Below are 26,260 nucleotides of genomic sequence, written 5' to 3'. Positions count from 1 at the left end.
TTGAAATTTATAGTGGCTTTTCGACCGTTAGCATCGGTGTTCGTTTCTTTGTTTCCCATTCAGATTGTACCTCGTAGCCAATCGATTTCCAAAATCCCACAGCAGGTGACCCCTCTACTACATCTGCTATCATCTGTTCTTTTTTATACTCCTGAGCAAATCTTTCTGCTTCTTCACATAGGTACCGTCCAATTCCTGCACCACGGGCAACTTTGGAAACAGCAACAAGGCGTATTTGTGCTTCCTCTTCCTCCAAGACTCTTGACTCACACCACACCATCAAGGCCCCAATAAGTGTCCCAGATTTCTCTTTTACGTAGTAGAGCTTTCTGTCGTCTCTCTCAAACGCTCTCTCTAATGTATCTCGGTATGTAAACCAGTGAAGTTCATTCTTGATTTCAGGTGAATTAAAAAAATCGTTGATCGCTTCAACGTCATCGATTGATGATGCAGCTTGGACGGGGAGAACGGTTTTATTCAGCTTTGATTTCAAGCCTCGCCACCCCCATGCTGACTTTTTCGGGGGCGAATCTTCACCATCTGAACAGTCTCTTCTTCGTCATCAACAAAAACAGCCTCGCCAACATTATCGATCTGTCTAACGTACGTTTTTAGATTACTCCCCATGTAATCCTGACTCAGCTTGTCCAGAGATCTAATGTCCTCTTTCGTGGTGATCTTGTGACAGAGAGTAATATCACACTGTGAGAGGACTTCGCTATCGATTGCAGAGGGTTGTTGACTTGCAACGACGATCGAGAGGCCGGGCTGGCGGCCTTCTTTCACCCATCGGATTAGCATATCTTTCGCCAAAGACGATGAGCCGCTCGGAACAAAGTTGTGGGCTTCGTCGATGAACAGCCATACCTTCGGAATCTCAACTCGCAGTCCCATTTCTTCACGACGGCGAGCATCTTGCCGTTGTCTGAAGAGTTCCTTCCCTAGGACATCAACCACCAAATTGCGCAATCCGTACTGCCCTGGGTCAAGAACACTCACATCGAGAACGTTGATCCGGGTTTCATCGAACGTCTTCCAAACGTCTTGGTACTCATCTGCGAAAATATCCCAATCACGGGCCATCTCTAACCGGTTGAGAAGGGCCTCTTTTGTGCGGTCAGATGATGATCCATCCATCTCGACTTTGTTAATAATATCAGGGAGATAGAACGGATTATTGTCCTCATTAAGCTCTCTTATCGCACGATAGAGAGTGATTCCCATCGGTTTGTTAATATTGAGATCGAATAATTCACACCAGCCATCAGGGGTCATGTCTGATGGATTGAGGAGGAGTGGATTTAGATCGATGCCGCGAGATCGAAATTCACGAACGATATCATCACCATATCGATCCACGGGGTCTCCGGGTACGAGAAGATTTACTGGGAATCCTTGTTCAGTAACTCCCCAGTCCCAAAGCAGGTCTCGTTGGTCATCATTCTCTTCAGCCATCGTCCAATAGATACCCATCGGGTCAATAACGAGGGGTACTATGTTGTCGGTCTCTGTGTGTATCTCTTCTACGACATTTCCGAGTGTGTAGCTTTTACCCGTTCCGCGCTTTCCACACGCAAGTATTGAACGGGCACTCGATGCGTCGATGTACACGTCCTCTTTATCCTCGATCTCTTGCCCAATATACAGTTTCATAATGTATCATCCTCGGTGACTTCGATGAGTGGAACTATGGATTCATAATATGAGAACCCTCCGTGTACTCCCCACTCGGTATTTGCCAATTTCCTCGTTAGATGTGGATAGCCAAGACCAGTCGTCTTAGTCCCATCTCTGTCAAAAATTGTTTGACCCTCCTTGATGCTTATTCCACCCTCTACGAACCGGCCATGTGGGTGGTAGTCCTCACAAACAATAGAGGGTTCAGAGGGTAACTGATCCCTCCACAGAATTCCGTGGTCAGCTGTGAGGAATATTCGGAACTGGTCTGAAAGTTTGTTCGCAGCTTCATGCATCTTCCCGAGGTCATCGAGTATGTCCTGAACAACTGCAGACTTATTCGGTTCTTCTTTTCTGTTATGAGAGTCCTGATCAAGTCCCATACGCGTGATTTGAACGAACGTTTTCTCTTCTATTGGATACCCCTCGCGGAGAGCATCGACTACCTCACTAAAACTACTGATCCGGGTCACGCTACTCATAGAGGAGTGAAGGTCAGTGGAAAGATCTTCATCACCACGTTCCCAATATGTGAAAGCGAGATCATTATAGAACCTCTTTGCATCGAGGAGGTCTGCATATACAGAAGTGGGTGAGTATTGGCCTTCGCCATATATTACTCGCCGATACCCCGGTTCCGTGGTCGAGATTCCATCAACAAAAACCGGTTTGGCGTCCACAGCTGTCCCCCGTACTGATTCAAACGAGAGACCATCAACGATGATCAATATAACTAGGTCTTCCGAAGAAACAGAATCTAAAATATGTTCTTTGATTTGGGACTGGACCAGCAATTCGTCTTTTAATCGCTGATGAGCTGTATGTGTATCCCAATCAACGACCGTGTTCAATCGTGGCTTTACCGTCTCTTCATCGCACGATAACCTAGCGAAATCAGGGTGGTGTTCGTCAGCATCGATGATAACATCCTTCTGGAAAAGATGGTCTGGATCATAAAGATCCGTCTCAAAGTCATCAACAGAGGAGTAAAGGCTAAACTCCTCAAGATAGAATTTAGCTAGGTTTGGTAGAGGGGCTATGACCGGGTGTTGGTGAGCACGTTCCTTGATTTCCTCAAAGTATGCCATTGATCCGTAATTAGCGCCCCCGTCGCTGTGAGATTTCTATATCAATCTGGTTCAGAACGAAGAGTCGCTGAATGCGGTCCAACAGCTCTTCCGGATCAACCGTGTCTCCATCATCGTGATATTCCATGAGAAGGTCTTTGAAATCCACTCGGCGGTGGTCCATGATTCGGTCTAGCGTCTCTTCGACAGCCTCCCCATCCGGATCCTGTTCATACCTGAATTCCTTTGCATCCTCGTTGATATCTTCGGTTGTATCAAGCAGGTCCCTTCCTCCATTTCCAAGGTTGGTTTCATTACCAATATCTGTAAAAGAGAATTGGTCAAGTTCAGATCGAAGTGATTGGAGCGTGGATTCTGCCGTTAGTATCCCTTCTTCAACGTCGTTAGGATTGGCATCAACTGTCTCTTCTATTCCAACGACGTGAGCGTACTCGATCTCACGACGAGCATCCTCGATATTTTCTTCTGCCCGTTCTATTACGCTCTTTCTATATGTGTCCTTGAATTCTTCTAGCAGATTTCGACGTGACTCTTCTGGGTTCCGAATGCTGAAATTGGCTGAACGGAGTCCCCGTGCTTTGCCGTCAGTTGCCTCTTGTAGAATCTCCTTGAGCAGTTCTCGCTTCTCATCGAAGACCTTCTGATGTTCCTTTCGCTTGCTCTTGTACTGGCTCTCAATCCGGTTCAGATTCTCTTTAAATCCTTCTAGGTTATCAAGAGCACCGACTGGATCTTCAGCAAACCGTTCCGATATTTGCGAAATGAATCGGTTGATCTCATCTTCTTCATCCACCGAATCCTCATCAAACGTCCGTGCGTAGTCCGTAATTTCCTCTTTGACACCCGCAACCTGTGCCGTGAACGCTTTCCAATCCTTGAGCTTCGCGGCGTCTTCTTCGAGCTCTTCAACCTCCTTCTCAACCGAATCTAATTCTGACTCAGCCTCTTTTTGTTTCTCAGATAGCTGTACTGCGCCGTCAATCCCTTTTCCAGCCTGAGTCCCAAGGGTGTTCCCCAACTCAGAAGCTGCTTCAGTTAGTTTATTATTGATATCAGTATACTCACCACGAATAGACGCACGCGCGTCGTTAACCCCTCCAACGAATTGGACACCACCTTCAATTGTATTGTCAAGGTGATTTGGCACAACCTGACGTGACTTTCGTTCGATCCGACTTTTGAGATCTTGACACGCTTGGTGGTGGCGAGTATAGAGTATTTCTCCCTGTTGTTCTAATTTCTCTACCTGTTCTTTTGTATGATAATATAGCGTCTCTAGGCGTTCTCCATCTTCTGGATTCGTTTCCTCAAGAATTTCTTCAACCTCGCTAAACGCTGTTTCTACACCATCAGGAACCTCATCTTGATCTAGTTTCTCGATCTTAGTCAGTAGATCTCGTCCAGTACTAAGAACCTCCTCTACTTGTGCAATCGAATAGTCAGTTTCAAGCAGGACTAACGAGTCATCCTCGTTTAATCCAACAATACGCCGACGAGAAAGGAATTCAAATATGAGATCCAGCTCTGCTGTTTTGTACCCCTTGTTATACCCGATTTGCGTGATTTCCTCAAGCGAGAATTCTTCTCGGTCTCCCGACTCCAATTCATCTATAATAAACTGTTCGAACGGGTGTAGTGTCGCTCGCACCTCATATTCGTCTTTGTCCGAGTTTTCGACAGTGAGAATGTCAGAATAGTGCTTCTTAATGCGCCCATCAAAGGGGGACGTGTTCTTGAGACCAAACCGTTCGGCTACCTCATCTTTGGGCTCTTTGAGAGTCTCTATCCCACGACATAGTGACACAGTTTGTAAGGAGTCTAAAAAGTCCAAATAATCGCCCATTACCGATTCATACTGTGTGCTGGTGATGAGCGTGCTATAATCGGGATAGAGATCCTCTATCGCTTTACTAAACACCGTACTGACAGCCATTTTCCCTGCACGGCGAATCTCGAATGGAGCGTTCTCAATTAATTCTTCTCCGAATAGCGTTTGGATGGCCTGTTTGAGGAGGCTGTTCTGGAATGAATCGATTCGCTGCTTTTGCTGCGGATCGAGTTCTTTGTCAGTAGTATCGAGATAATCGACTAAAGCCAACATCAGGAATGGATTGACTGCTTTTGGGTCCATCGCGTCTCGGAGGAACTCGATCCCATTTGGCAGTTCCTCAAACGTCTTGCGTCCATTCAGCATGAACGTGTATTCCCGCGAAGAGTCTCGCCGGATGTGCGGATCGACCGTTTCATCAGCCTTCTCCCATCCGAGGACAAAATTGAACGCGATGTCATTATCCTCTTCAGCGGGTCCAAGATTAGCCGAGCCAACGACAGCCTCCTCGTGAGCTGGGTCGGTTACCGAAATCGTCGCGCTCCGCTTGGGATAGTTTGGATCAAAGGTACCGATCATACCATGCCTTCTGTAGACTTGTGGTGCCTCCTTGTCGAGTCCGTCACCAACGCCCCAACCCTCCAGCTTCCCGCGCTGGGGTTCGAAGATCTCTCCACCAACAAGACGGTTTGCTAGTGCATTATGAGCATATTCTGCGTTAGGGTGATCCGTATCGTATTCGCTCCAGAAGTCACGAATTAACTCTCGCACAACGTCTTGTGGCCCATCGCTTCGTGTAACGTCGATAAGTGTATATCCTTCATCAATGACTTTGATGACTTCTCCATGCAGCTTTTTTGAAAGATGTCTCCGCGCATCAAGAAGTCCATATTCTTCTACGGCAGCTTCAGGAATCCCCTGTTCGGGGAAAACCCCACAGAGCATGATGAATGTTTTTTGCTCTTCAGTCGCTACTGAAGAGTGATCAAGGGCATCTCCAATAGCTGATTGGATGATAGTCGAACTCCCCTGAAACCGAACTTCGCCATTATAGAATGCCTCTGCAAGATCAAGTGCGGTAAACGGGTCACGACTAGTTTGATAATTTAGGAGTGCGATTCGGAAGATATCGATAACTGTTCGCGGGCCATTACTGAGTTCTGGCCGAGAACAGATCTGCCCGATTGCATTGAGAGTATGAGCAGTAATCACATCATGCTGTTGGTCTTCAAACCCAAATCGTGAAGAGTACTCATTCCACAGCTCAGCGGGGAAGTTTTGGCCGTAGACATTTTCCAGATTAAGCATCAGGTTGTCGCTCTCTAATCGGTTGAGAACGTCGCCTGCGCGTGTATCCAGACTACTCTTTGTTTGAGCAGGCATTGAGACAAAGAACCCAAATTCACTATCTATCCGGGCTCCGGAGTGGATATCCCAGATCAGGTCACGGAAGTTTGCTTCTGCGTCCTGCCTGTTATCCGCGCTCTTGAAGTACTGTTGAAGCTCGTCCCCCAGGACCACGAGCCCCTCGAAGCCAGCATCGACGGCCAGTTTCGTACACTCATCAAAGAAGTCAATTAGAGTATCCGCATTAATGCTGAGGTCAAGTTCGCCAGTTCGTTCCATTTCCTCAAACATCGTGACCAATTTATCCACCCCGACATCATGGGCATCTTTCTTTTCTTCAGCATAGCTACGAATCTCTTTTTCTAGATACGACTCGCGGATGTTTTCCAACTCATCCACATAAGGCGGAGCCTCAGTTCGCATTTTATAATGCATCCATCCATATGTTGCACGCATTATCGCCGAGAATGAACTAACAGTAAATGGAGGAACAGCGATGATCTCGTTTTGATTTAGCTTGTGCCAGATACTAACCGATGTGCTCGTCTTCCCATAACCAAACGGCCCGTAGAGATAGCCTTTCGTGGGTTTCTCATTCTCTGTAAGGGAGTCGTATACCTTCTGCTCAAACCCACTTGTATCCCCAAGTGAGATATGTGTCTCTGCATACGTACGATACTTTTCTTCAACAGATTCAGCAGAGGCCTCAAGATCACTTGCCGTGTGAGTAGAGATGATCCCTTCGTCTTTTCTGATCAGGTCGAGCAGTTCGTCTGTGTTTGATGATGGTGTTGTTTCACTCATTGTTTTGATTGGTGGTGGTATTGGTGTTGACAGTCATGTCGACACTTGAGAGGGTCGCTGTGTCGAGGCCCAATGTGTCCCAGTTGGCAGCTACCGATTGATGATGCTGTTCGTCGGCTGAAAGATGAACTCGGGGATAGACCTCCTTAGCAGGTGATTTTGTAACATACACCACGTTAGAAAGTCCACTCAGGTCCACATTATTTCGTAACTGACGGGTAGTCGAACGATCAGGTTTCCCGTGGTCGTATACTACCGCAGTCACATCCGGTTCAGTTACTCGTTGGAAGTGCGCCTGCTGATACTTCCATCCGTGCTCACGGAGAGCCCAACAGAGGAACGTCTTTCCACTGTTTCTCGGACCATGGAGATTGATGAATGGTTCTCCATTCTCACGGTGTTGTCTGATTTCTTCTAGCGCTCCCTTCTGTGCCGATGTGAGGCTTTCTTTAATATCGATTTGCTTGAGAGTATTCATCCGTTTGAGGAGTTCAGCCTCAGGCAAGGTCATCGATATTCACCCCTTCTGTGAGCCGTATTCTGATAGAGTAGTCAGATTCAATCGACAATCTCCCATCCATCGAAGCCGTGTGCTCCAATAACTCGGGGAGATCATCCTCGTGTACCAGAAGGACAGTACTCAGGAATTCTTTAGACTCTTTTGACAATTCTAGACGATCACCATACCGTAGGCTTTTGAAGATTGTATCGCTCCGATATAGAGAATCAACTGCACCAATGACTAATTCAGTCTGTGCAAATGAACGGAGATCAAACGTTCCGTTCTCCAACACAGGGGGATCAAGCTTCTGAATAAATCGCTTGTAACTATTGAGGCTTCGTTTGCTTAGTGGACCGGGCTCATCAAATACTGGCGACTCCATCCGATCTGCTTTCTCCATTACTTCCTCTATCACCTCTTGGCGTGCGTCAGCGAAATTTGTCGGTGACCTACGACGGTAGGCGTCCGAGATTTGATAATAGGACCATGAAATACCCGTTTTGCTACTCGGATTACGATAATATGCTGTCGAATATAGGAGATGGAACAGGGCAAAGAAAGCATCTTCGTTGTAAATTATCACATCAATAAATTCCTCTCCGAGTTCAGTGAGCTGCTGGCGATTGTCGTCTTCAACCAATCCCAACTTTGTGAGGGTCGTCAACATTCCTTTTGTATCAACCTCTCGATCTGTCTTGTTTGGGCGAGTAAGATTGAATTCGACATATGCGTCTTCCATAACGGCACTAGCAGAATCGTACTCTCGTCTGTCGATCAGATCGAGATAGGATTTGATTGCATCAGGGCGACCAGTCCCCCCTTCAATGTGGAGTTTTGTTGACGACATGGTTGTTTAAAGACTCACCTCCCTTCGAGGCGTGATATTTTCCAACCGCTTTCGATACTGAGAAGATCGGTCCATCAAATCAATAACCTCCTGCTGAGTCATATCACCAATCCGTTCAACAACCTCGTGCGTGACGATGAGGTTGTGCAGAATCCGGTCCCATCGGTTGTTACTCAAGCGAGACATATGTTCGCAGAAGGCACAGCTATGATCGGTCTCTGCTTTCAAGTGAGGAAGTTCCTGTCTCGTTAGAACATTCCCACTGCGGTGCTTTCTATGAGATGCATTAAGTCGGCCTTTAAACGGGAAATACACGTTTCCGTACCCGCTTGTTCGCATCCAACTTGTAGTATCGAAGCTGTCGACGCCCGCCTCATACAACAACGGAATGCTGGTAGGGCCACCGACACCAAATGCATGGACTGAAAGTCCATGTTCATGTGCAATTTCGGTTGCCCACCGGAGATTCTTGAATGCCTCTGAGGTGATCATATTGACGCCCCCATTAACGCCCCCGGTTGCAAAGCTACCGAACCCAACTTTTGTTAGCCCATCAAGGTCCTTGTATTCATCAATACATCGAGAGATTTGCTCGCGTGTGTGGCCTTGGATGACAGCCAAAGAGTCTTCTCTCACATCCTCAGGTAAACGGCGGAAGCACATTCGAGTCGCACTAATTGTCTCATCAACTTTTTTTTGAACCGTCTGAGCGTCATCATCACTCATTGGAACGTTATCCGGGAGGACATATCGCTGTCCCCACCTGTTCTCGTCATAATACTCTAAAAGATATTCATAGAGTTCATCAAACGTTTTCTTACCAACCTGTACCTCATATCCACCCGAATCGAACATAAGATTGAGATCAAGTTCTTTACTTAGAGACTCGATCTCGCTACGCGTTCCGTTGCCATGAGCAATCGGCGTGAAAATGACATTCTCTAACGGTGCCAGAGTATGATGTTCATTCTGAAGCCGAGCGAAGAGCTTCCGCATTGAACTTGGTGAGATATTCATCCCGGCATAGAATGTGAGCGTCATTTTTCTGAAGCAATTCTCCCGAGATTCTCTTTTCGAGTCGCATTGCTGTTCGGAATGTTATCTTCATCAAGTTCACCAGATTCCACAACAACATCGGTTGTGATCCCTCCTCGGGTATTGAACTGCGCAGTGATGCGCATCCAATGTGGAGAGATACAGTTAGTAAGATGGTCTAAGATCTGGTTTGTCGCAGCTTCATGGTATATCTCGACATTTCGATATGACGTGAGATAGAGTTTAAGCGATTTGAGTTCAATAATGTGATCGGCAGGAACGTATTCAATAAATATTGTAGCAAAATCTGGCTGACTTGGTTTTTCAGGACATAAGCATGAAAATTCAGGAGCAGCAAGTTCGAGTTTTGTTTTTCTGTCAGGGTACTCGTTCTCGATCACGTCTAAGACGTCCGGGTTTGGCGAATTCATTATTATCGTTGGAGGGTATGACTTGTGAGCGTGAAGTACACCGCGTAGTGTACATCACGAAGTATCTACTTCTATCTAACACAATCAAACTAGACCGTCATAAAACCAACCAATCTGAGCTGCTTTGAAAATTCATAAGTAGAGTAGTTGTTATCCTTACTAAAACAGTATAATGGTGGAATTCAGCCCAGGAAATTTGAGCTGTTAAAATGTAATTTGTCTGATAATTATAATTGAAATAATTCGATTACTGGGCAGAGGTTGATCCCTAACCGTTCTCCCGAGATTATTAATACATCCCAATAGTGACATAGATAATGGGAAAAAAAGATAATCAGCAAGAAGCCAGCCTATCTCTGACGAAGATTGATTCTAATAGGAACCCTGAAGAAAGACAGCGAGATGGAAAATCTGGAGATATATTGTATACGCTAAAATTTCATAAAAGACAAAAAGAAACGATAGAAGAAGGTAAAGTAACTGAGATAGGTTCATTAGAAGATTCGCCTCCCGTTGATCTTCATGCACTCGACACAGACACCTACACTCACTATGCGATCTTTCGGATGAAAGATAGATCAACCACGATGATTGTTCAAGATAGAAATAGAATTACTTACAAAGCACTTTCATTAGGTAAAGATACTGTAAAAATACCATACAAAGTGAGTATAAACTTATAATATGATCAGTACCACACAAAGGATACTCAGCTAACTGATTCTGAAGTCTGAGCTCTGTGGCGCAGTGTTTTTACTGAAGTCCTCAACTAAATAAACTCTCTGAGGACGCTGCTGTCGGTGAGACAGCGAACCGCCAGCGCAGACCGTTCTGGTCTCTACACGCGCGCAGAGTGGTCGCGTAGTCGTGGAATACGGTCGTCCGCGCTTTGCTTGGGAGTGATAGAGACCATCAGTGTCATCTTCGTCTCCGTAGTGGGGCCGCATCTGGAGGTCTGAAACGACCTCCAACCGCTTGTGAAGGATGTCGGGGAAATCTTTCTGGAGGAGATTGTTGCCAACCTGTTTGAACGTCTCTAGGTTATGTTGTGGAGATAGTAGAGAACGGAATTTTTTGGGATACATCTTCGCTTCTTTTACAGAGCGTCGAGGTACTCAGAAGTGATTTCAGCGTTATTTGCTGAGGAGAAGGGGACTCCTCGTCAAGCTAGTTGGCGGAAAATTAAGAGGTTAGTCCTCCTAAATCTCATCGTATGCTTGCGTGTTATAGTGGGCATTCTCAGCACGCAGACATTCTAACTAAGCGGTTTTGTGAGGTACTGAGGTCGGGTTTGAGAATTTTCGTGAAGTGTCGAGGAAAATGAGATCGCTGTCGACCAGCTGAATGCGATCTAGCACCTGATGTCCACGCCGTGGCCTATAAGTTAAAATAAACTACCTCGAAACGGTTGAGCGCGCCCAGAAGTTCGACGAGAAGATACCAAAGGCAAACTGTATGATCGACAAAATCGCCTACAAGATGTATGGAGTGACAGACGAGAAAATAGAGATAGTAGAAGAATCAACTGCCGATCAAGTAGCTTCTTGTGCTCGTGGTTATTGCGCTAACTCTGGCCACTTGGTAGCGCGACAGACCCACCACAAGACTCGTAATACATCACTAGTGAAAACTGATTAGCATGTCTGTCAGCGACTCTGACCTCTCCACAGACGAACAGGATGCCCTGGAGCTCATTCGTAGCCGTGGTGGGATCCATCAGAGTGACTTCTAGAAAGAACTTAATATCTCTTCGAGAAAGGAAAGTCGGCTTGTTGAGTCCCTCCAGCAAGCAGGCTTCATTGAACGTGAGGACGTCGTATACAAGGGTCGAACCACCTACTATTTCGAGCCGGCTCCACGGGATCTCGACTTTCTTTGCTCATGGCTGGCGATATGGTGTCTCCGTTTATCGGTGAAGAGAACGTGGATCCACAATCTGACGCCCTCTCACAGTGGGCAATGAACCTCTCGGCACAGTTCATGGAGAATAAGAATAGTAGGTGAAGTTTCATACCCGGAATAACATAGTTAAACATATGTTTAACATACTTTCTGAGCACACACCTTAACATAGTTCTAACATACCTTTTTACACTGATCAACAATATTGTATACCTCCAACCCTGTTTTATATATGGATCAAGCACAGCATTCATACGGGTATCTCTCTACAGTTTTAAGCAACGTCAAACCGCACCGTGACACCGATCTCGTTGGAGTTGTACAACACGAGTGTGATTACCTCCGGACGTTTGTGTTCAATCTCAATAGCCTCTATTCTATCACCACCTGTCTCCATTTGATCTGTAACCCACGGAGCCCAAAATTCCGTATCAGTAGAACACACACGAGGAGGTAAACAGCGAATCTACATAGTTTTGTTATAACTGGAAGGGGCGTCTCGCCCGCGAGACCGGGACTAGTTTCAGCTACGACGACAGCAGTCGGGAGAGTCGAGACACACTACGCAGGACGACAGAGATTCTACTATCTCATACACTTGTCTGGTAGATTACCTGTGGGAACGCGGTTACGTATTTTTGGCTCTGTTGAAATACTCAGCAGATGATATTTTCATGGCGGGGATCGCTCAGTACAGAGGTCTCACCTACTACTCAAGGTTAGATTGTAGACCTACCGAATCACAGTATCTCGTTGTCCTCGTACCACCGCCACAAATCAAGCCCACACCAGCAGGTGTACAGTAAAGAGAAGGGAGCAACGATGTAGAATGGGTCCACACTGGCTATAATCAAATTCACTGAGTAGGCCCCCGGCCGAGCGAACAGGACTGTAGCAAGAAAGACAGCGACACCAACGGTGACGTTGGATAGATGCCAGAGCCACGCGTCGGCGCGAAGGATTGCATTTCCGACACCATCCATATGGGTGCTTCTAATGGGATTCGAGATAAGACTGTTGTCAAGCAGAACGGTTCTGAGAATCGGCGTTGTAAATTGACCTCGATAAACCCGTAGTTCTCACCGACCGGCTGTTTCAGGCGAAAATATATCTGAAGAATAGGATTTCAACAGAGCCAGCATTCTCAAACTCATCCTACGAGACTTACTTACGAGAGACAATTAAACGACATGGATGAACTCGTTGATCTACTTCGGTTGTGAGTGGTTTCTAATTATTTCAGAAATTCTCTCTGGATCTCTTACAAACTCGCTAAATTCGTCGAAGCCATCCTCGTCGCCTAAGTATAGCTGTATATACCCATCAGTAGTCACATAGATATAGGCATATAGTCTCGTCAGACGTCGGTGATTTAAATGTAAGATGGTCCAGTCGCCCGTATCGTCTGCTGTAATATCGATGTGATCTTCTACTTCCCACGCAGAATCATCAATATCAATTGAGTCAAGCAGTATATTTTGAGTCTCCTTAGCTATTTCATTATTGAGTTTGTCTATATTTTCGAGGTGGGCTTCTAATTCCATATGTGACGTTTTTGCTTATCATATTTATTAGTTGTTAGTTGCAGGCACTTAATTAAAATAGGGCTTCAGTTCTAGTCTCTATTTTTCCAGTTAAGTGGACTAGTGAGTTGTATTAAAGTCGGTAAACCGGAGAGGCAATATAATAAGCGTATAATGACGTATTTTTTCTATGCGTATAATACACATATAGTATACGTTTGTGGCTTAGAAAAGCGCAAGCAGGCAGTCGGGTAAACTGTAACCAACCCGCTGGATCTATAACTCACAGCACTAGGCCGAGCCACATTTATAACTAGGTGGACGCCGTAGTATAGTTTTGGAAAGGTTAGATTTTGTTTGATTCATTATATGTACGCCAAACATATAGATTTACTTATGATTTACTACTATTTAGTTAGTAAGACGTATTTGCCGATATTGACAGGTAGAAGCTATACAATCACACTAGAGCAACAGAATAGAACCCCAGTCCGACATACAGGTTCACAGAAAGGTAACGACGAATCGAGGGTGTTATAGAACTGTTCCCACACCCGGATCAAGATTGCTCAGTACAGAGAATCTATATAAAGTGTCAAAATAAAACTAACATAAAGTGAATCTGATAGAATCTATTGGTGTTCTTCTCACCGGGATTGGTGTTATTGGCGGCTCAGTAGCAACAACTCAGTCGTTTTCCGATGCGGTCCTTCCTTTTGTTTTCATAATCGCCATCGGAATTGCTGTGACCCTTATCGGAAGATACAGGTGAAGTATTCGCAAGCCCGTTCTTACAGCTGATTCAGTTGTAAGTTTGTGAAACAAACATCGTGACAAGGGTTCTATGATACCCTCACGAGTCGTGTATAGTCACAGAGGGAGGGCAATCAGACTACCGTAACATGTTGCGGTCATGTTACACCAATGTTACACCCCTAAAACCGCAAGACGTAACGGGTTTGTTTACACATACAACACCTTTCTAGGGGTGGGTGTCGATCCGATGAGTTGCTGAATATCATTGTTTCCTCAAAGTGTATGCCCCCTCACCTCCAGAGAGGTGTTGCATGTGTAAACAAAGTATTGCTGTATGGCGATTTTTGGGGTGTAACATTGTTGTAGTATAACCGAAAAGGGGTGTAATTCTATGTAGGATCGATTCATTTTCTCTTATGACAAAGGATTTATCTACGCTAATGCTGGGTAAAATAAAAGGAAATAAAACAGACAGTGACGTACTCAGTTCCTTGCGAACGCCTTGTGGTCAAAGCCATCAATGTCTGCGTCGGCTTGTTCCATGTCAATGGCGACGCATCGATTTAGATCTCGATTCACTTTGCTTGTGTCAAGTACGTAGCTGTCTTTATCATCTTCAGCTTCGTTGAGGCGGTCTCTGTAGTCTGTTGGAGCGTCGAATACGTCTGCGCTTAGATCATATTCTTTAAGATATTTTCGCACAGTCGCGTGCGCCTGAGAGAGTTTCACCAGTAGTTGTTCATTGCTCTTCCCTGAATTGATCACTGTGTAGTCAGTCAGATTTTTGGCATCCCTCTTCAGCGACGCATCACTGAGTACTCGAAGGAATTCATCGAGGTGTGTCTCTCGATTCTGGAGACCAGATCCGCTTGCGACGTAGTTCATTGCAGTATCGACATCACCCTCTGTGATGTCTGGTGATCCGCCAACAGTGTCTGCGAAATGCCTGTACATAGACAGTCCAAACTGTATCATCGTCAGCTGAACGATTTCCAGATCTTCAACATCGTCACTAGATTGTGCCGCAATTTCGTACGCGTGTTGTTTTGCTGTTTGCCAGTGTTCGTAGAATTCGTCTTTGTCTGCATCGATTAGGTATTGCCAGATTGCCTGTGCATGGTCTTCTGTACTATACCCTTCGTGATGGATTATGTCTCCGTCGTCGGTCTGTATTGTTCCACCCGTGAGTTCCGTCCAGTGCGTGTCTTCTTTCACACTCTCTTTAAGCAGCTGAACTTGGATCATGCGTCGATGCTCTGCACTTCCTTTAATGGATTGCTCGCCCGACACTACAACTGGTCCACCAAATTGCCATGATTCAATACCTGTGTGTTCACGACTACCGGCGGTTTCAATAGCACCTCTCGTCGCTTTGCGGATGTAGTCGTGTAGGTTGTTTACTTGCCAGTCCTGGAGTTCTGACGGCTTATATTCATCAACCCAAACAGGGATGTTTGTTGCCGCTGCAAAGTGATTCTTCAGAGCGTATTGTGTACTTTTCACTGAGAGTGGGTCGTCATCAAGACCGATGAGTTGACAGAGCAACTCAAACAGTGTGGATTTGCCAGCACCGGTTTCCGCAAAGACGCCCAAAAACGGCACTTCTCCCTCCCATTCCCGAATATATGGAGTAATCAGCGACGAATACCAGAATCCAAGGATAGGTAATAACCGTTCTTTATTTCGGGTTTCTGGGAGCAATTCGAGAATCTTTGCGACTTCGTCGTCGTCGTAATCACCGATTCCAGTAAGTTTGAACTTGGTTTCGAACTTGGTTTGTTGTTCGACGTATCGGTGTGTTGGATTGTCTGTTCCGAGTACTCCGTCAACTGTGACAATTTCGTTGTCGTGTAGTCCGAGTTTCTTCGTCTTTGAGAGCTTAGGAGCATCCTGATGAGAGACGATTTTGCGCAGGTCGTTGATGTGGTTAGCTTGTCCCTCAAAGGTTGTTGTACGGCCTGTAACGACTTTATTTTTGAACTTTCGAGTCTCGTTGAAGCACGTCCACGGAACGACGACATCATATGAAGTCTCAGCGTCGCTCGACGGGATTACACGGAGGTCAACGTACTCTCTTCCGTGTTCATCCACTACATAGGCTTGAGATTCGAGAACGAAGTTGGTCACCTGCGAATACTCGATGTCGCCGCTGTCGGTCTTGTGAGGCTGGAAGTACGATCCGTTCTGTGAGACGAGTGTTGTATTGGCTGTGTCTGGAATCGTTTCTATGGTCGATTCTGAGGTGTTGTCGTCGTTACCTACAGACGGGTCGTATACTTCCGAACAATTTCGAATTGCCTTCTGAATCGAGCGTTCTCGGTAGTCTTGGCGATTGGTCCATTTCTCCCGAGTGAGCCCACTCTTTCCAAACAGGCGTTCCATCTGTTGCCGGTCGCAGCCGGTCCAGAATGCGAGATGCTGAAGAAGACCCATATCAGCCCGACTGTGGTCGTCATCGTAGCCGCTGATGTCTCCATTCCATAGAGATTCGAAATCACGCCCGTTATGCGCCTTTTTTGCCTTCTCGATCAGCTCTTGGTCATCTAGGTTTAACTCGGTTGTAGTTGCTTCTGTAGTGGTGTTATCGTCGTCTGTGTCGTCATCTTCTGCGACGTACTCAGAGTGTACGGATGTGAGTTCGTCATGTCTTTGAACAAGTTCTGTTGGAGTGGACTCGATGTGGTCGAAACTCATGGTGAAGTATCTTCCACGATCGTACATCTCGATCTCGGACTCTTCGAATGCGTCGAGTGTAGATTCTTGATGTGCTCGTGTACGTGCGTCTGAATCCATGATACCGTAGACGAGAATGTGAACCCCAGTTCCAGACGGAGACACTTCTGTGTAGCTGTCGAGTTGGTCTATAACCTCTTGTGCCCATGGTTCTATGTCGCCGGTATCAGGGTCTCTAACGTTGTCTAGGTCGACTCCTGCGATGATGTCTTCCTCGGAGAATACAAATCCAAGACCATCCACTGTGGTTTTTGTGTGGTATTCTTGTGCGGTCTCGTAATCGGACCACGTATCTGGATCGCTACTGCTTGCGTTTTGTCCTGTGTGTGGGTTTACTGGAATCTTTGTTTGTTTGCCGTCTCGCTCTTCAAGTTTCCAACAGACCCATTGTTCTTCATTTTTGAGATTTTCGAGTAGGTCCTTTTTTGTTTCTCCCGTTACATTTAATTCACCTCGGTTCTTGGAATCGTTGTGTGCTTCTTGTTTTGTTGACATTGTGATATTGTATTAGTCTTCGTCATTGCTCACCTCCGTATCTTCCGTGATCGGATGAAGTGTGAGTATTGGTGTATCACCGTCATTAGCCTCTGTCTCCTCAATTAAATACGCTTCAACATTCTCTGTGAAGTCCGCAGGGATGCTTAGTTGCCGCTTGGTACTCAGTTTGCGCCGAATCCGTTGTGTATGTTTAGTTGACATAGCATATTATTCAAATAGGTTAATGATTATAAGTCTTACTTCGGTATGAAACTAAGTACGTGGTAAAATATAAATAGTCTTACCTATTTAGTTAAATCGTTATGTATAGATCAGAAACAAACGTTGATGCGAATGAGGACATCGAAAAAGTCTGGTGTGATGATTTCGGTATTTGGAAGATCATGAGCGATATGACTTTGCGGCATCAGACAGACCGACTGCAGCATAATCTACAGATTTCTGAGTGGGAGATTATCGGGCTTAACGGCTCTGAAATCGAAGATTATGATGTTGAGGAGGCGTATGTTGAGTGGGTGGAGGAACAGCTCCATCCTGATGGGTCGTCTGATCATCTTGGTGGCGAGTTTGATACGGATGGTTCCATGCTACACATTGATGATGCTGCGGGAGATCAACTCAACATTCAGATACGTTTCGAGTAGATATACACAAATTAATTGCTTATTGATTTCTAATGTATTTTAATATACTTTACACGCACCTGTTAGGAACACTATGGTGAGTTTGTGACTCAGCTGTTTGAAGGAGAGATTGACCCGCCTGGAATTTTCACCCACGACATGGATGTAAAACCACCTACCTACGGACAGGAACTGTGTAGTCGCTGATTATGTGCTTGGTTTTATGATCGCTATCAGAATATATGATGTACACTTCTGGATCTTCGAGAATTTGATGATTATACGGGGCTATTTGCTTGTTCTGAGCCGCTTCATGGCGCTTATCATTTAATTCCCAATGGTCTCTATCTGATTCACTCATACATTTTCATATACGGGAGTATGTGTCATAAATGTGAGCACTTTCTGCATTTCTTCAACATTCAACGAATCAACATTTACCAATTCAGTCATAAAAGCGGTGAGGAAAAATTCGAGGGCAAACGGATGATAGAAGATATGTTCGACAGCTATACTGTCTTATTGCCCAGCTCGATCAAAAGCTCAGACAGCCTTGATCTGGATAGTGGGTCGATAGCAACTTCTTCACCTGACTGTGTGTAGAATATCTTCGGCTGAACTGGTCGTTCGGGGTAGATCTCAGCGACAACGCGGTAGTAAACGCTCAGTTGCTTTCGATACTCTGGTTCGGCATGGCGACTTCTATCCGTCTTGTAGTCAATGATGTCAACAGTGTCTGGAGTGACGTGGAGTAAGTCAATAACTCCTGAAAGAGTCACTCTACCCTGTTCGGTATCGAGCGGAAGGTACACATTTTCTTCTGGATAGAGTTTACCAGAAAGAGAATCGATGAGAGACTGAACCCGTCGCTCATCGTTGTTCCGAGGGCTGACATCCTCTCCGAGACAGTACTGTTCGGCAAAGTCGTGTACTTGCGTGCCGAATTCCATCCCCTCTCCACTCTCGACCTCTTCATAGACGCTCTCATCCATGAGTGAGTGTGGAGAGTATCTTTTAGGTCCGACAGGGTCTGGAAGAGAAACATTTAATTCCTGTTTTGTATCTTGACTAATCTCAAAGTCAGGCACATCCGGGTCGCCGGGTCCAATCTCTACTGGGAGTTCTTCGAGGAATGTGTTGGGCTCTTCACCCGCAGTAAACAGAACGTGACTTTCAGCCCGCGTGATCGCCACGTAGAGTAGCCGCCGCTCTTCATCATAATCCCGTACTAGAGACTTCTGAAGAATATCTACCTTCCAATTATCATAAACGTATGGCTGTCCGCGAGTCTCATCGTATATCATTCGCTGCCGAAGACCAATTGCATCGTCGTATGAAATTGTCCGGCTACCACGGCTTGATGGCGGGAAGCGACCACTGTTCATATTGGCAAGGATAACAATGGGGTGCTCAAGCCCTTTGGTAGCATGTATTGTCTGAACCGTGACGGAGTTCTCGCCTGCGCTCGTATTTACCTCATGCGTGGTCCCGTGCTCAATGCCCTGAGAGATGAATTTGATTAGATCACCATGTGTGAGCGTTGTGGTATCTCGAATGGACTCAACTGTGTGAAGCAATACGTCGGCCCGAGGACCGTCGAAACCATACCGCTCAAACACTCGCCGAATAACTCCACCGAGGGAATCTATCGCTCCGAGATTCTCACGGAATGCCACCATCTCTTGAGGGTAGGATTCTGTCTCTAGAATGTATTTGACTTCGTCAAGTGTGTACCCAGCCTGCTCGAGAATGGGGGCCCACCCCCTACCTCCATTATATTCGAGAATACGAAGCCATGCGAGGAGGAGTTTCGCTTGATCTGTTCGGAAGAGTTCAATGCCACCTTCGTATGCCATTGGAAGGCCGTGGTCGTCTGCCACATCCTGAAGTTCTCGTCCAAAGTCTCGGGTCCGAGTAAGAACGGTGATGTCCTGATACTCAGGAGCCCGTCGACTGCCGTCCTCACCCTCGACAAGATATTTGGAGTTTCCAACGACCTCATCAATCGTTGTGAGTAGCGCTTCGTATTCTTCCTCGTGCTGTACGCCTCGAATAATAGAATCGTTGTAGTCCGTGTTCGAATTGAGCTGAACAACACGATTAGCCACGGAATCGACGTCGACAGAGTCGTACTTAGCTGCCGGAGTAACCAAACTCTTCTCAGAGAAATCCAGTATCGTCTGTGTAGAGCGGTAGTTCTCTTTGAGTTTGATGTCTTGTACGGTAGAGGTATCGTACGTGATTCGCTTGTGGTCGCTGTTCAGCTCAGACGCAAACTTTGAGAGCCGACTACGAAACTCGAGTATGTTCTCGACGGCAGCATACTGGAACGAATAGATACTTTGTTTCCAGTCTCCGACGACACAGATGTTGTTTGTATTAGATAGAAGCAAGGCGAGTTTGAATTGGATTTCGCTGGAGTCTTGAAACTCATCGACCATCACGTACTCAAAGTTCAGTTCGCTTCGGAGTTCGTGATCCTCACATAGCAAAACAAACGCGAACAGTTGAAGGAAACTAAAATTCAGGTAGTTACGTGAGAGCGCGAATCTAAGATAATCGAAGTAAATGTCATGTACAAACTCCTTGAGTCCCTCACGATCTTCCTCGAACGCTCGCCTAGCGACTTCGTCCGGAACTTGCTTCCCGCTGCCTCTGATGTCTAACTTTGTAGGAGCGTCCGGGAGGTAACATTTGTTTTTCCCGTATCGGTACAGTTTTGAGCGCAATCGTGACTGCTTGCTCCCACCGTTTCGCGGAGCGTTCATCTCGTCGAACTGCCGCTTGAATGCCGCGTAATCACCGTCTAGATGGGATTCGCTGTCACGATACCAGCCGTCGACAGTTGGAAATACCCCCTTCGCAGCAAGCTGATTGATTACATCAAGCAACTCATTTGGATTAGATATTGTTCGTAGGAAGTGGGTGTACTCTGGGTGGTCATCAGTAAATTGCTCGAAGAATTCCTGAAAGAGAGCCTCCTCCACAACGTCGTCTTCGACAATCCGCGTTGAACTCGGAATACGGTCCTCAATACCAAGAAGCGTCGGGGCGGCGAACCCATAGTCCTGAAGAATGTCGTGACAGAGACTGTGGAAGGTCTGAATTGGGGCATCAGAGAGTTCTGCCGTACTATAATCACAATGCCCGACGATGCGATCTTTCATCTCGTTCGCCGCATTCCGAGTGAAGGTGATGAGCAGGATATCGTCCGGTGAGGCATCCGTCGATTCAAGAATCTGAGCGTAGCGACGGGTAACAGCGAATGTCTTTCCTGTTCCGGCACCTGCATCTACGAGATACGTCCCGTCGATATTGTTAATCAGTTTCTGCTGTTTTAAATTCGGGCTTGGGGCTGACTCAGTCTCACGCTGTGCGTCTGTCATCGCTCGCCCTCCAACAAAAGGTCTCGATGATTGAGTCGCCGGTAGTTTGGCTCGTCAGTTAAATCCGCGATGGGGAATCGCTGCTCTCCCGCACGACGGGTATTCAGTTCCGTGAGCCGTTCGGAGACAAACTCCTCAAACGCATCAAGATCATCCTCGAAGTAATTTCGATTCCGAATCCGCATGAAATCACGCATCGCTTGTCTACACCCCTTCTTGACGTACTTGTAGTTTCCAACGACATTCTTCATCGCGCTGGTAAACGCCACCCCAAACGGCGACTCAATAAGTTCGTCACTGTCACGAGTGTCAGGAAAGTCAGCCGCTTCGAACACTGCCGCGTATTCTTCATACGAAGCCTTCGAGAGTGTCTTCTGGCAGTCATTCGACCCGCTATCAACGAGTTGCAGGTACACCTCTTTGCTACTGATATAATCAAGATAGGGTTCGGGATGGTACTCAACCTCAGTAATTGTGTCATCTATGCCTGCGTCTCCGCGGACGATATCGTCGACATTCTCTAGGAAGTGCACAAAGACGAATTTGAGTTGCTCGTTTGGTTGTCGTGACCGCTGATGAGTTAAATAGAGCTTCGCCTGGAAATCGGGGGTATTAGAGATGTCGTCGATAGATGAATTCTTCACGATGTCTGTTGCGGATTTCTTTGAACCACTCTTGTAATCAATGAGGCGCGTAGATGACCCGACAAGATCGATCTTACCCTTCACACCGAGGTCTTCATTCTCGAACCATCGTTCTGTAATATCGCTTCCAACGGGCTTTCCAAGGTGCTCGGCAAACGTATTCTCTCCGTGCCCTCCATTCTCAATAGTCAGGCTGCCAGTCTTGGGGGCGTTCTCGTCAAGAAATTCAATAATGTTCTGAACGCCAGCCTGATATTTTGTTCTGTGGACGTCCCTGTCTATCCCACGAATGAACGGCTCCATCTCCTCAATCATTAGGTCGACAATCTCGTCGATCCCGGTAGTCAACACTGTCTCGGAATGGTAGACATAGAACTCAGCGAAATCATGGAACAAGTTTCCCTTGCGGAAGTAGTCTCTGTCAGGGGAATCCACGATTCGGTCAAAAAAGTAGTCTCGCGGTGAATTGACGTAAGTGCTGAGACTGGACTGACTGAGAGTATCAAGCTCAACCGCCGATACCGGCACTGGCTCAACGCTAAACGGCTGTTCTGATGCCGAATTCGAGGTCGTATACCTCTCTGTGGAGAGGTCGCTGAATTGAGAAAACGATTCGTCTAGAAGTTCCTCGAAATAGAGACACGGAGTGACAGGCCGTCCACCAACACTGTCTTGGACGAGATAATACTGTGTCGCGCCGTTCTGTAGCAGTAGCTGAAATTGTGCTAGATGACGCTCGAATTCAGTCTCACGATTTACCCATGGTCTGCGTAGCGGAGCCCTCGTCCAATCATCGTCAAGCCCGAGATAGAACACAAGCGGTCTGTCTACGTGAGTCGCAGACTTCGCATCGGCGAGAAGCACCCCTTCGTTCTCGCGGTCGACCGGAACCTCGTACGACTGTAAATAGAACTCAAGACTGTCAACCCGAGACTCTGTAATCGTCTGTGAAGCAAGACCAAGCGTATCCAGTTCTTCGTGGAAAGTCTCGAGTCCCTCGCTTCCGAGCATAGATTCATACTCAGAGAGCGCAGTTCCAAACGACCGCTCACCAGCTCCCACCGTATCACACCACTCGATTAGCCAGTCCATTTCTGGGACGTCAGTTCTGTGAAGATGCTTCTGCTCGTGGTCGACATTTACGTGCCGCCCGATATGTTGGAGGACTGGCTGTACGTCCGACACCTGTACGTCGCTTCCCCGGAACGCAGCACGGAGAAGTTGTAAAAACGCTCGATGATTAGTATTGTCGAGGAACCCTGGTCCACCGTAAAACGGGATATTAGAAGAATCAAGAGCCGACTCAACGAGAGTCGAAAACTCGCTTCCCGCATCAAGTACAATAGCGACCTGATCAGCAGCCTGTTCTGAGATCGTTGCGACAAGGCCGTTGATGATATCCGCTGAAGTATCGAAGACACGGAATGGCGGATGGTCAAATGCTTGGTCTGTGAACCGGTCAACAGTGTCATAGTTTGATGGGAGAATCGATCGTTCGAGAGCTGTAAATTGGGGATAGCCGACTACAGCAAGATCAGTCGACTCCTCAATACTGTAATCAGTGAGATACCGAGAAGTGGTGTCAAGACGACGCACCTGCTGGACAGCCTGATTGACAGCAGGCGTATTAAACTGCTCATATTCAAGAATGTGGTCAGGACGGGCGGAATATTCCCAACAATGAATAATCTCTTCTCCGAGATATGCCGCCTGCTTCCACGAAAGATCGGTCTCGTGGAGGAGCTCTAAAAAAACGGTTCTCTCCTCCACCTGCTCTCGTCGTCCAGCAGCCAATCTTCGTGGAGTCGTCGCAAAGTTCCCTATGTGTGGCCGATCTAGATGCCGATTCAAAGCACTGGCAAGAGGAGCATCCGGAACAAGAACAAGGTCGTATTCTCTAATATCGTCATAGAGATTAGAGAGGGGCTTTGCCTGTTTGATTGGCATGATATGATCCAGTTACGTGTGTCACATAAACGTACGCCCCAGTGAAAGTCTCGTGTTCAGATAAGCTGATTCCATACGAAGCTGAACGATCTGAGCCAGTCGTCGGCGGTTTCTGCTTCGGCGTTACTGAAACAGTTTGAGAAGCTGGTAGTTCTGCGTTTTGTCTCACGAAAGACACGTTCGACGCTGTTCCGATTTCCATGTCGTTCGTATCTGAAATCGAGGCCATGTTTTTCACAAGCTCGGTGAAGTGGGACCGCGCCATCAACGAGAAAGATCGCGTCATCCACGTCGTGTTTGTCGCGGAGTTCTGTGAAAAACTGATCTGCGATCACGTTCGTTCTTGTCGGCTCAAGCTTTGTATGTAGTAAATCGTTTGATTGAGGATCGACGGCAGCGTACAGCCAATACTGTTCATCGTCGAGCTGAATCACAGTCTCGTCAACCGCAACGTGATTCGGGCTCCGACCAGTCTTTGGCTGTAGCTCGGCCTTATGAACCCAGTTATGAACGGTCGATCGAACTCGATCAACACCAAATACCTCAAGAAAAGAAACAGTATTCGAAAGCGATAATCCAGCCAGATGAAGCTGAATACTGAGCTTCATCAACAGCTTCGGTGTTGTCTCTCGCTCCACAAAGTCTAAGTTGATCTCGTCTAAACAGCCGCTGAGGCGGTCGTTTTCGGGCATAGATCACCTTGAAAACGCACCGCCTCACCTTTCAATCCTTATCTGAACACCGCCCACCGCCAGTGAAAGCCAAGATATTCTTTTTGCTGTATCACCCTCGTCACTTTCTTTAAACCTCTTCATGTTTACTCCGATCGAATGTGCTACGCATGAGCGCCTTTCATACATAGTGTACATAAATACCTCTGGGGAGTAGTTTGGAGACTATGCTGAGTAGACGGAGTGACTTTTGGACCAATCTCTTGTCGCCGAGATGCAGGGATCAGCAATGCTAACTCTATTGAACATAATCTATTTTTCTCAGGGCCTCGTCAACGGAGTCTGGCAACCCTTGGAGTTGCTCGCGGTGGTCGACTGAGAGGTCAATCGAAATCTCGTCACCCTTCCGGCCCTGATATTTGAACTCAGTAATTTCGATCATCCCGGTGCTCGGAATGTGGACTAGTGATTTGATCTTCCCACCACCGGGCACGTCTCCGTTCATATTGGCCCCCCCACTGACGTGGTGGAGCTGCCACGGAGAATTAAGTAGCCCGTCCATATTTATCTCGTGGAGTGCTTCCGAACTATTCTCAGCTTGATGTGTGTATCCATCCGAATCGAGAACGGTCACGTTGTGGGTCCTGAACCGGATGTCTGGGCCAAGTGAGGCTATCTCAATCGAGACAAACAGGCCGTCTTGGTGTTCATTACCAAGAATGGTTTCGCCCGTACCATTGTAATAATCGAGCCCCGTAATTGCGATAGAAATACGATCGTTCGCACCCCTAACGACACCTTCTGGTGGGAAACGGTCAGTGCGTTCTGCGCCATCCTCCTGACTAGGAGAAGGCTGTCCAGGGTTTGTATTATGATTATTTGGCTTTGGATCTACAATCTGCTGCAGAAATTCATCACGTAGTAAATCATACTCTTGCTCAGTAATTCGCTGTTCTTTGTATAGCGCTTCATATCGTTCGGCGCGTGTTTCTGCGCTTTCATCGTTCTGTCTCATACAGACCAGTGTATATTGACGATACGTTAACTTGAATGTAATACCTGTATTAGTTATACAAATAAGTTTAGGTTGAATTTAAGCTCTAAGAGATACGACCCTGTTGAAATCCTACTTAATCTTGGTCGTTATTTCGGACTCGCTGACTGTTAAAACGTGTACTACACAAAATAGTCGAGATGCGCGCGGAACACATAAGAGCGCTCGGGATTCGGACCTGTATTCTAGAATCATAATGGAAATATGACATAGAACATGTTTAATTTACCTTGGGGTTAGATTTATAACATGATTGTGTGTTATCCAAAACGAGTTACATATGGGCCACAAACTGACTGAATCAGAACTAGAGGAATTTAAAAATGTGTACCGTGAGTTCATGTCAATAAATAATGAGCACCGTGAGATACATGAGCGCATCTCTTCAGCAGCGGATCTTGATGGCATAGAAGCAAGATTCGCAGAGGAAGGCACAGAGGCATTATTTAAACTTGCACTGAAAATGAGGAACAATTGGGCAGAGATAATTGTTGATACCCGAGACCAGGCAGACAAAATGGAGGCAATGGTGGATCGGATAATGATAGATGATTTCATACCTCTTATTAAAGAACAGATAATGACAATGCGAGAATTAGCGGATTCAATAGAGGGCGCGTTAGAATGCAAAGACAAGCTAATAAATAGTAGACTGAAGTCACAGGAGATTACCCCTGCGACATTGGATCAGGTAAAGTCGTTTGAACCAGATATTGCTACGTCTCCTTCCAATGATCCCTCTGATATAAAGAGTACACAAGACGTATACATGATGTCTGCGACTAAAGATGTAGAAAAAATAGGAAACTTATCCAGCAAAAGAACGGAAATAATAGAAAGTATAGAGGTAGTTTCGTAGTGTGTATCATTTGTACTAACGTGATATAATATTGTTCACCTAAATCTCTCGTAAAAGCACTAGTTTTGGATATAGTGTCCGAGCCAGCAATCGATGGCGGAGTGT

At 46.4% G+C, this 26,260-nt stretch carries 19 protein-coding genes and 2 pseudogenes; 5 read left to right on the top strand and 16 right to left on the bottom strand.

Going from position 1 to position 26,260, the window contains the following annotated elements:
- Positions 1 to 7: 7 nt before the first annotated feature.
- Genes ACNTAO_RS12135 through queF form a run of 8 tightly spaced genes read right to left on the bottom strand, consistent with a single transcriptional unit; the run spans position 8 to position 9,559 of the window.
- Positions 8 to 493: a GNAT family N-acetyltransferase gene (locus ACNTAO_RS12135; RefSeq protein ID WP_435162311.1), complete on the bottom strand. Its 486-nt coding sequence runs from the start codon at positions 491 to 493 to the stop codon at positions 8 to 10.
- Positions 490 to 1,653 carry an ATP-binding protein gene (locus ACNTAO_RS12130; RefSeq protein WP_435162309.1) on the bottom strand — a complete coding sequence of 388 codons (1,164 nt, stop codon included), beginning with the start codon at positions 1,651 to 1,653 and terminating at the stop codon, positions 490 to 492. Before ACNTAO_RS12130 ends, ACNTAO_RS12135 begins: the two co-directional genes overlap by 4 nt.
- Positions 1,650 to 2,765 (bottom strand): hypothetical protein, encoded by a 1,116-nt coding sequence (locus tag ACNTAO_RS12125; protein ID WP_435162307.1) that lies wholly within the window; start codon positions 2,763 to 2,765, stop codon positions 1,650 to 1,652. The genes ACNTAO_RS12130 and ACNTAO_RS12125 overlap by 4 nt, the downstream gene beginning before the upstream one ends.
- Positions 2,766 to 2,775: 10 nt before the next feature.
- Positions 2,776 to 6,744, bottom strand: coding sequence for a hypothetical protein (locus ACNTAO_RS12120; protein ID WP_435162305.1), 3,969 nt, complete (start codon positions 6,742 to 6,744; stop codon positions 2,776 to 2,778).
- Complete coding sequence (locus tag ACNTAO_RS12115; protein ID WP_435162303.1) at positions 6,737 to 7,255, bottom strand: hypothetical protein; 519 nt, start codon at positions 7,253 to 7,255, stop codon at positions 6,737 to 6,739. The genes ACNTAO_RS12120 and ACNTAO_RS12115 overlap by 8 nt, the downstream gene beginning before the upstream one ends.
- The gene (locus ACNTAO_RS12110; RefSeq protein WP_435162301.1) at positions 7,242 to 8,093 is read right to left on the bottom strand and encodes a hypothetical protein; all 852 of its coding nucleotides are present in this window, start codon (positions 8,091 to 8,093) and stop codon (positions 7,242 to 7,244) included. The genes ACNTAO_RS12115 and ACNTAO_RS12110 overlap by 14 nt, the downstream gene beginning before the upstream one ends.
- 6 nt (positions 8,094 to 8,099) lie before the next feature.
- Positions 8,100 to 9,134, bottom strand: a complete 1,035-nt coding sequence (locus tag ACNTAO_RS12105; protein WP_435162299.1) for a hypothetical protein — start codon at positions 9,132 to 9,134, stop codon at positions 8,100 to 8,102.
- Positions 9,131 to 9,559: a preQ(1) synthase gene (queF, locus tag ACNTAO_RS12100; RefSeq protein ID WP_435162297.1), complete on the bottom strand. Its 429-nt coding sequence runs from the start codon at positions 9,557 to 9,559 to the stop codon at positions 9,131 to 9,133. The genes ACNTAO_RS12105 and queF overlap by 4 nt, the downstream gene beginning before the upstream one ends.
- 317 nt (positions 9,560 to 9,876) lie before the next feature.
- Here queF and ACNTAO_RS12095 point away from each other — a divergent pair, with 317 nt between their 5' ends.
- On the top strand, positions 9,877 to 10,242 hold the full coding sequence (locus ACNTAO_RS12095; protein ID WP_435162295.1) for a hypothetical protein: 366 nt from the start codon (positions 9,877 to 9,879) through the stop codon (positions 10,240 to 10,242).
- A gap of 89 nt (positions 10,243 to 10,331) precedes the next feature.
- On the opposite strand, the pseudogene ACNTAO_RS12090 reads toward ACNTAO_RS12095, so the two are convergent.
- Positions 10,332 to 10,675: pseudogene (locus tag ACNTAO_RS12090) on the bottom strand (ISH3 family transposase); the annotation flags it as partial.
- 517 nt (positions 10,676 to 11,192) lie between these two features.
- Between ACNTAO_RS12090 and ACNTAO_RS12085 the strand changes: the two are divergent.
- Positions 11,193 to 11,563 (top strand): annotated as a pseudogene (locus ACNTAO_RS12085) (helix-turn-helix transcriptional regulator).
- A 638-nt stretch (positions 11,564 to 12,201) separates the two neighbouring features.
- On the opposite strand, the gene ACNTAO_RS12080 reads toward ACNTAO_RS12085, so the two are convergent.
- Positions 12,202 to 12,444 carry a hypothetical protein gene (locus ACNTAO_RS12080; RefSeq protein ID WP_435162293.1) on the bottom strand — a complete coding sequence of 81 codons (243 nt, stop codon included), beginning with the start codon at positions 12,442 to 12,444 and terminating at the stop codon, positions 12,202 to 12,204.
- Positions 12,445 to 12,669: 225 nt separating this feature from the next.
- A complete protein-coding gene (locus ACNTAO_RS12075; RefSeq protein WP_435162291.1) occupies positions 12,670 to 13,005 on the bottom strand; it encodes a hypothetical protein in 336 nt (111 codons plus the stop codon).
- A 595-nt stretch (positions 13,006 to 13,600) separates the two neighbouring features.
- On the opposite strand from ACNTAO_RS12075, the gene ACNTAO_RS12070 reads away from it, so the two are divergent.
- Positions 13,601 to 13,756 (top strand): hypothetical protein, encoded by a 156-nt coding sequence (locus tag ACNTAO_RS12070; protein ID WP_435162289.1) that lies wholly within the window; start codon positions 13,601 to 13,603, stop codon positions 13,754 to 13,756.
- Positions 13,757 to 14,223: 467 nt separating this feature from the next.
- On the opposite strand, the gene ACNTAO_RS12065 is transcribed toward ACNTAO_RS12070, so the two are convergent.
- Positions 14,224 to 16,968: a phage NrS-1 polymerase family protein gene (locus ACNTAO_RS12065; RefSeq protein ID WP_435162287.1), complete on the bottom strand. Its 2,745-nt coding sequence runs from the start codon at positions 16,966 to 16,968 to the stop codon at positions 14,224 to 14,226.
- Positions 16,969 to 17,273: 305 nt separating this feature from the next.
- On the opposite strand from ACNTAO_RS12065, the gene ACNTAO_RS12060 reads away from it, so the two are divergent.
- The gene (locus tag ACNTAO_RS12060; RefSeq protein ID WP_435162285.1) at positions 17,274 to 17,615 is read left to right on the top strand and encodes a hypothetical protein; all 342 of its coding nucleotides are present in this window, start codon (positions 17,274 to 17,276) and stop codon (positions 17,613 to 17,615) included.
- Between the two features lie 488 nt (positions 17,616 to 18,103).
- On the opposite strand, the gene ACNTAO_RS12055 is transcribed toward ACNTAO_RS12060, so the two are convergent.
- From ACNTAO_RS12055 to ACNTAO_RS12040, 4 genes are all read right to left on the bottom strand, one after another.
- Entirely contained in the window at positions 18,104 to 20,980 is a 2,877-nt protein-coding gene (locus ACNTAO_RS12055; RefSeq protein ID WP_435162283.1) for a UvrD-helicase domain-containing protein, read from the bottom strand.
- Positions 20,977 to 23,571 carry a PD-(D/E)XK nuclease family protein gene (locus ACNTAO_RS12050; RefSeq protein WP_435162281.1) on the bottom strand — a complete coding sequence of 865 codons (2,595 nt, stop codon included), beginning with the start codon at positions 23,569 to 23,571 and terminating at the stop codon, positions 20,977 to 20,979. The genes ACNTAO_RS12055 and ACNTAO_RS12050 overlap by 4 nt, the downstream gene beginning before the upstream one ends.
- A 56-nt stretch (positions 23,572 to 23,627) precedes the next feature.
- Positions 23,628 to 24,263, bottom strand: coding sequence for an IS6 family transposase (locus ACNTAO_RS12045; RefSeq protein WP_435162279.1), 636 nt, complete (start codon positions 24,261 to 24,263; stop codon positions 23,628 to 23,630).
- Positions 24,264 to 24,540: 277 nt separating this feature from the next.
- Positions 24,541 to 25,257, bottom strand: coding sequence for a hypothetical protein (locus ACNTAO_RS12040; protein ID WP_435162277.1), 717 nt, complete (start codon positions 25,255 to 25,257; stop codon positions 24,541 to 24,543).
- 319 nt (positions 25,258 to 25,576) lie between these two features.
- On the opposite strand from ACNTAO_RS12040, the gene ACNTAO_RS12035 reads away from it, so the two are divergent.
- Positions 25,577 to 26,155 (top strand): hypothetical protein, encoded by a 579-nt coding sequence (locus tag ACNTAO_RS12035; protein WP_435162275.1) that lies wholly within the window; start codon positions 25,577 to 25,579, stop codon positions 26,153 to 26,155.
- The last annotated feature ends 105 nt before the right edge of the window (positions 26,156 to 26,260 follow it).

This window comes from Halorubrum zhoui (assembly GCF_051194155.1).
Lineage (GTDB): Archaea > Halobacteriota > Halobacteria > Halobacteriales > Haloferacaceae > Halorubrum.
The sequence above is the reverse complement of the archived record's forward strand: the minus strand, read 5'-3'. Positions and strand labels throughout refer to the sequence as shown.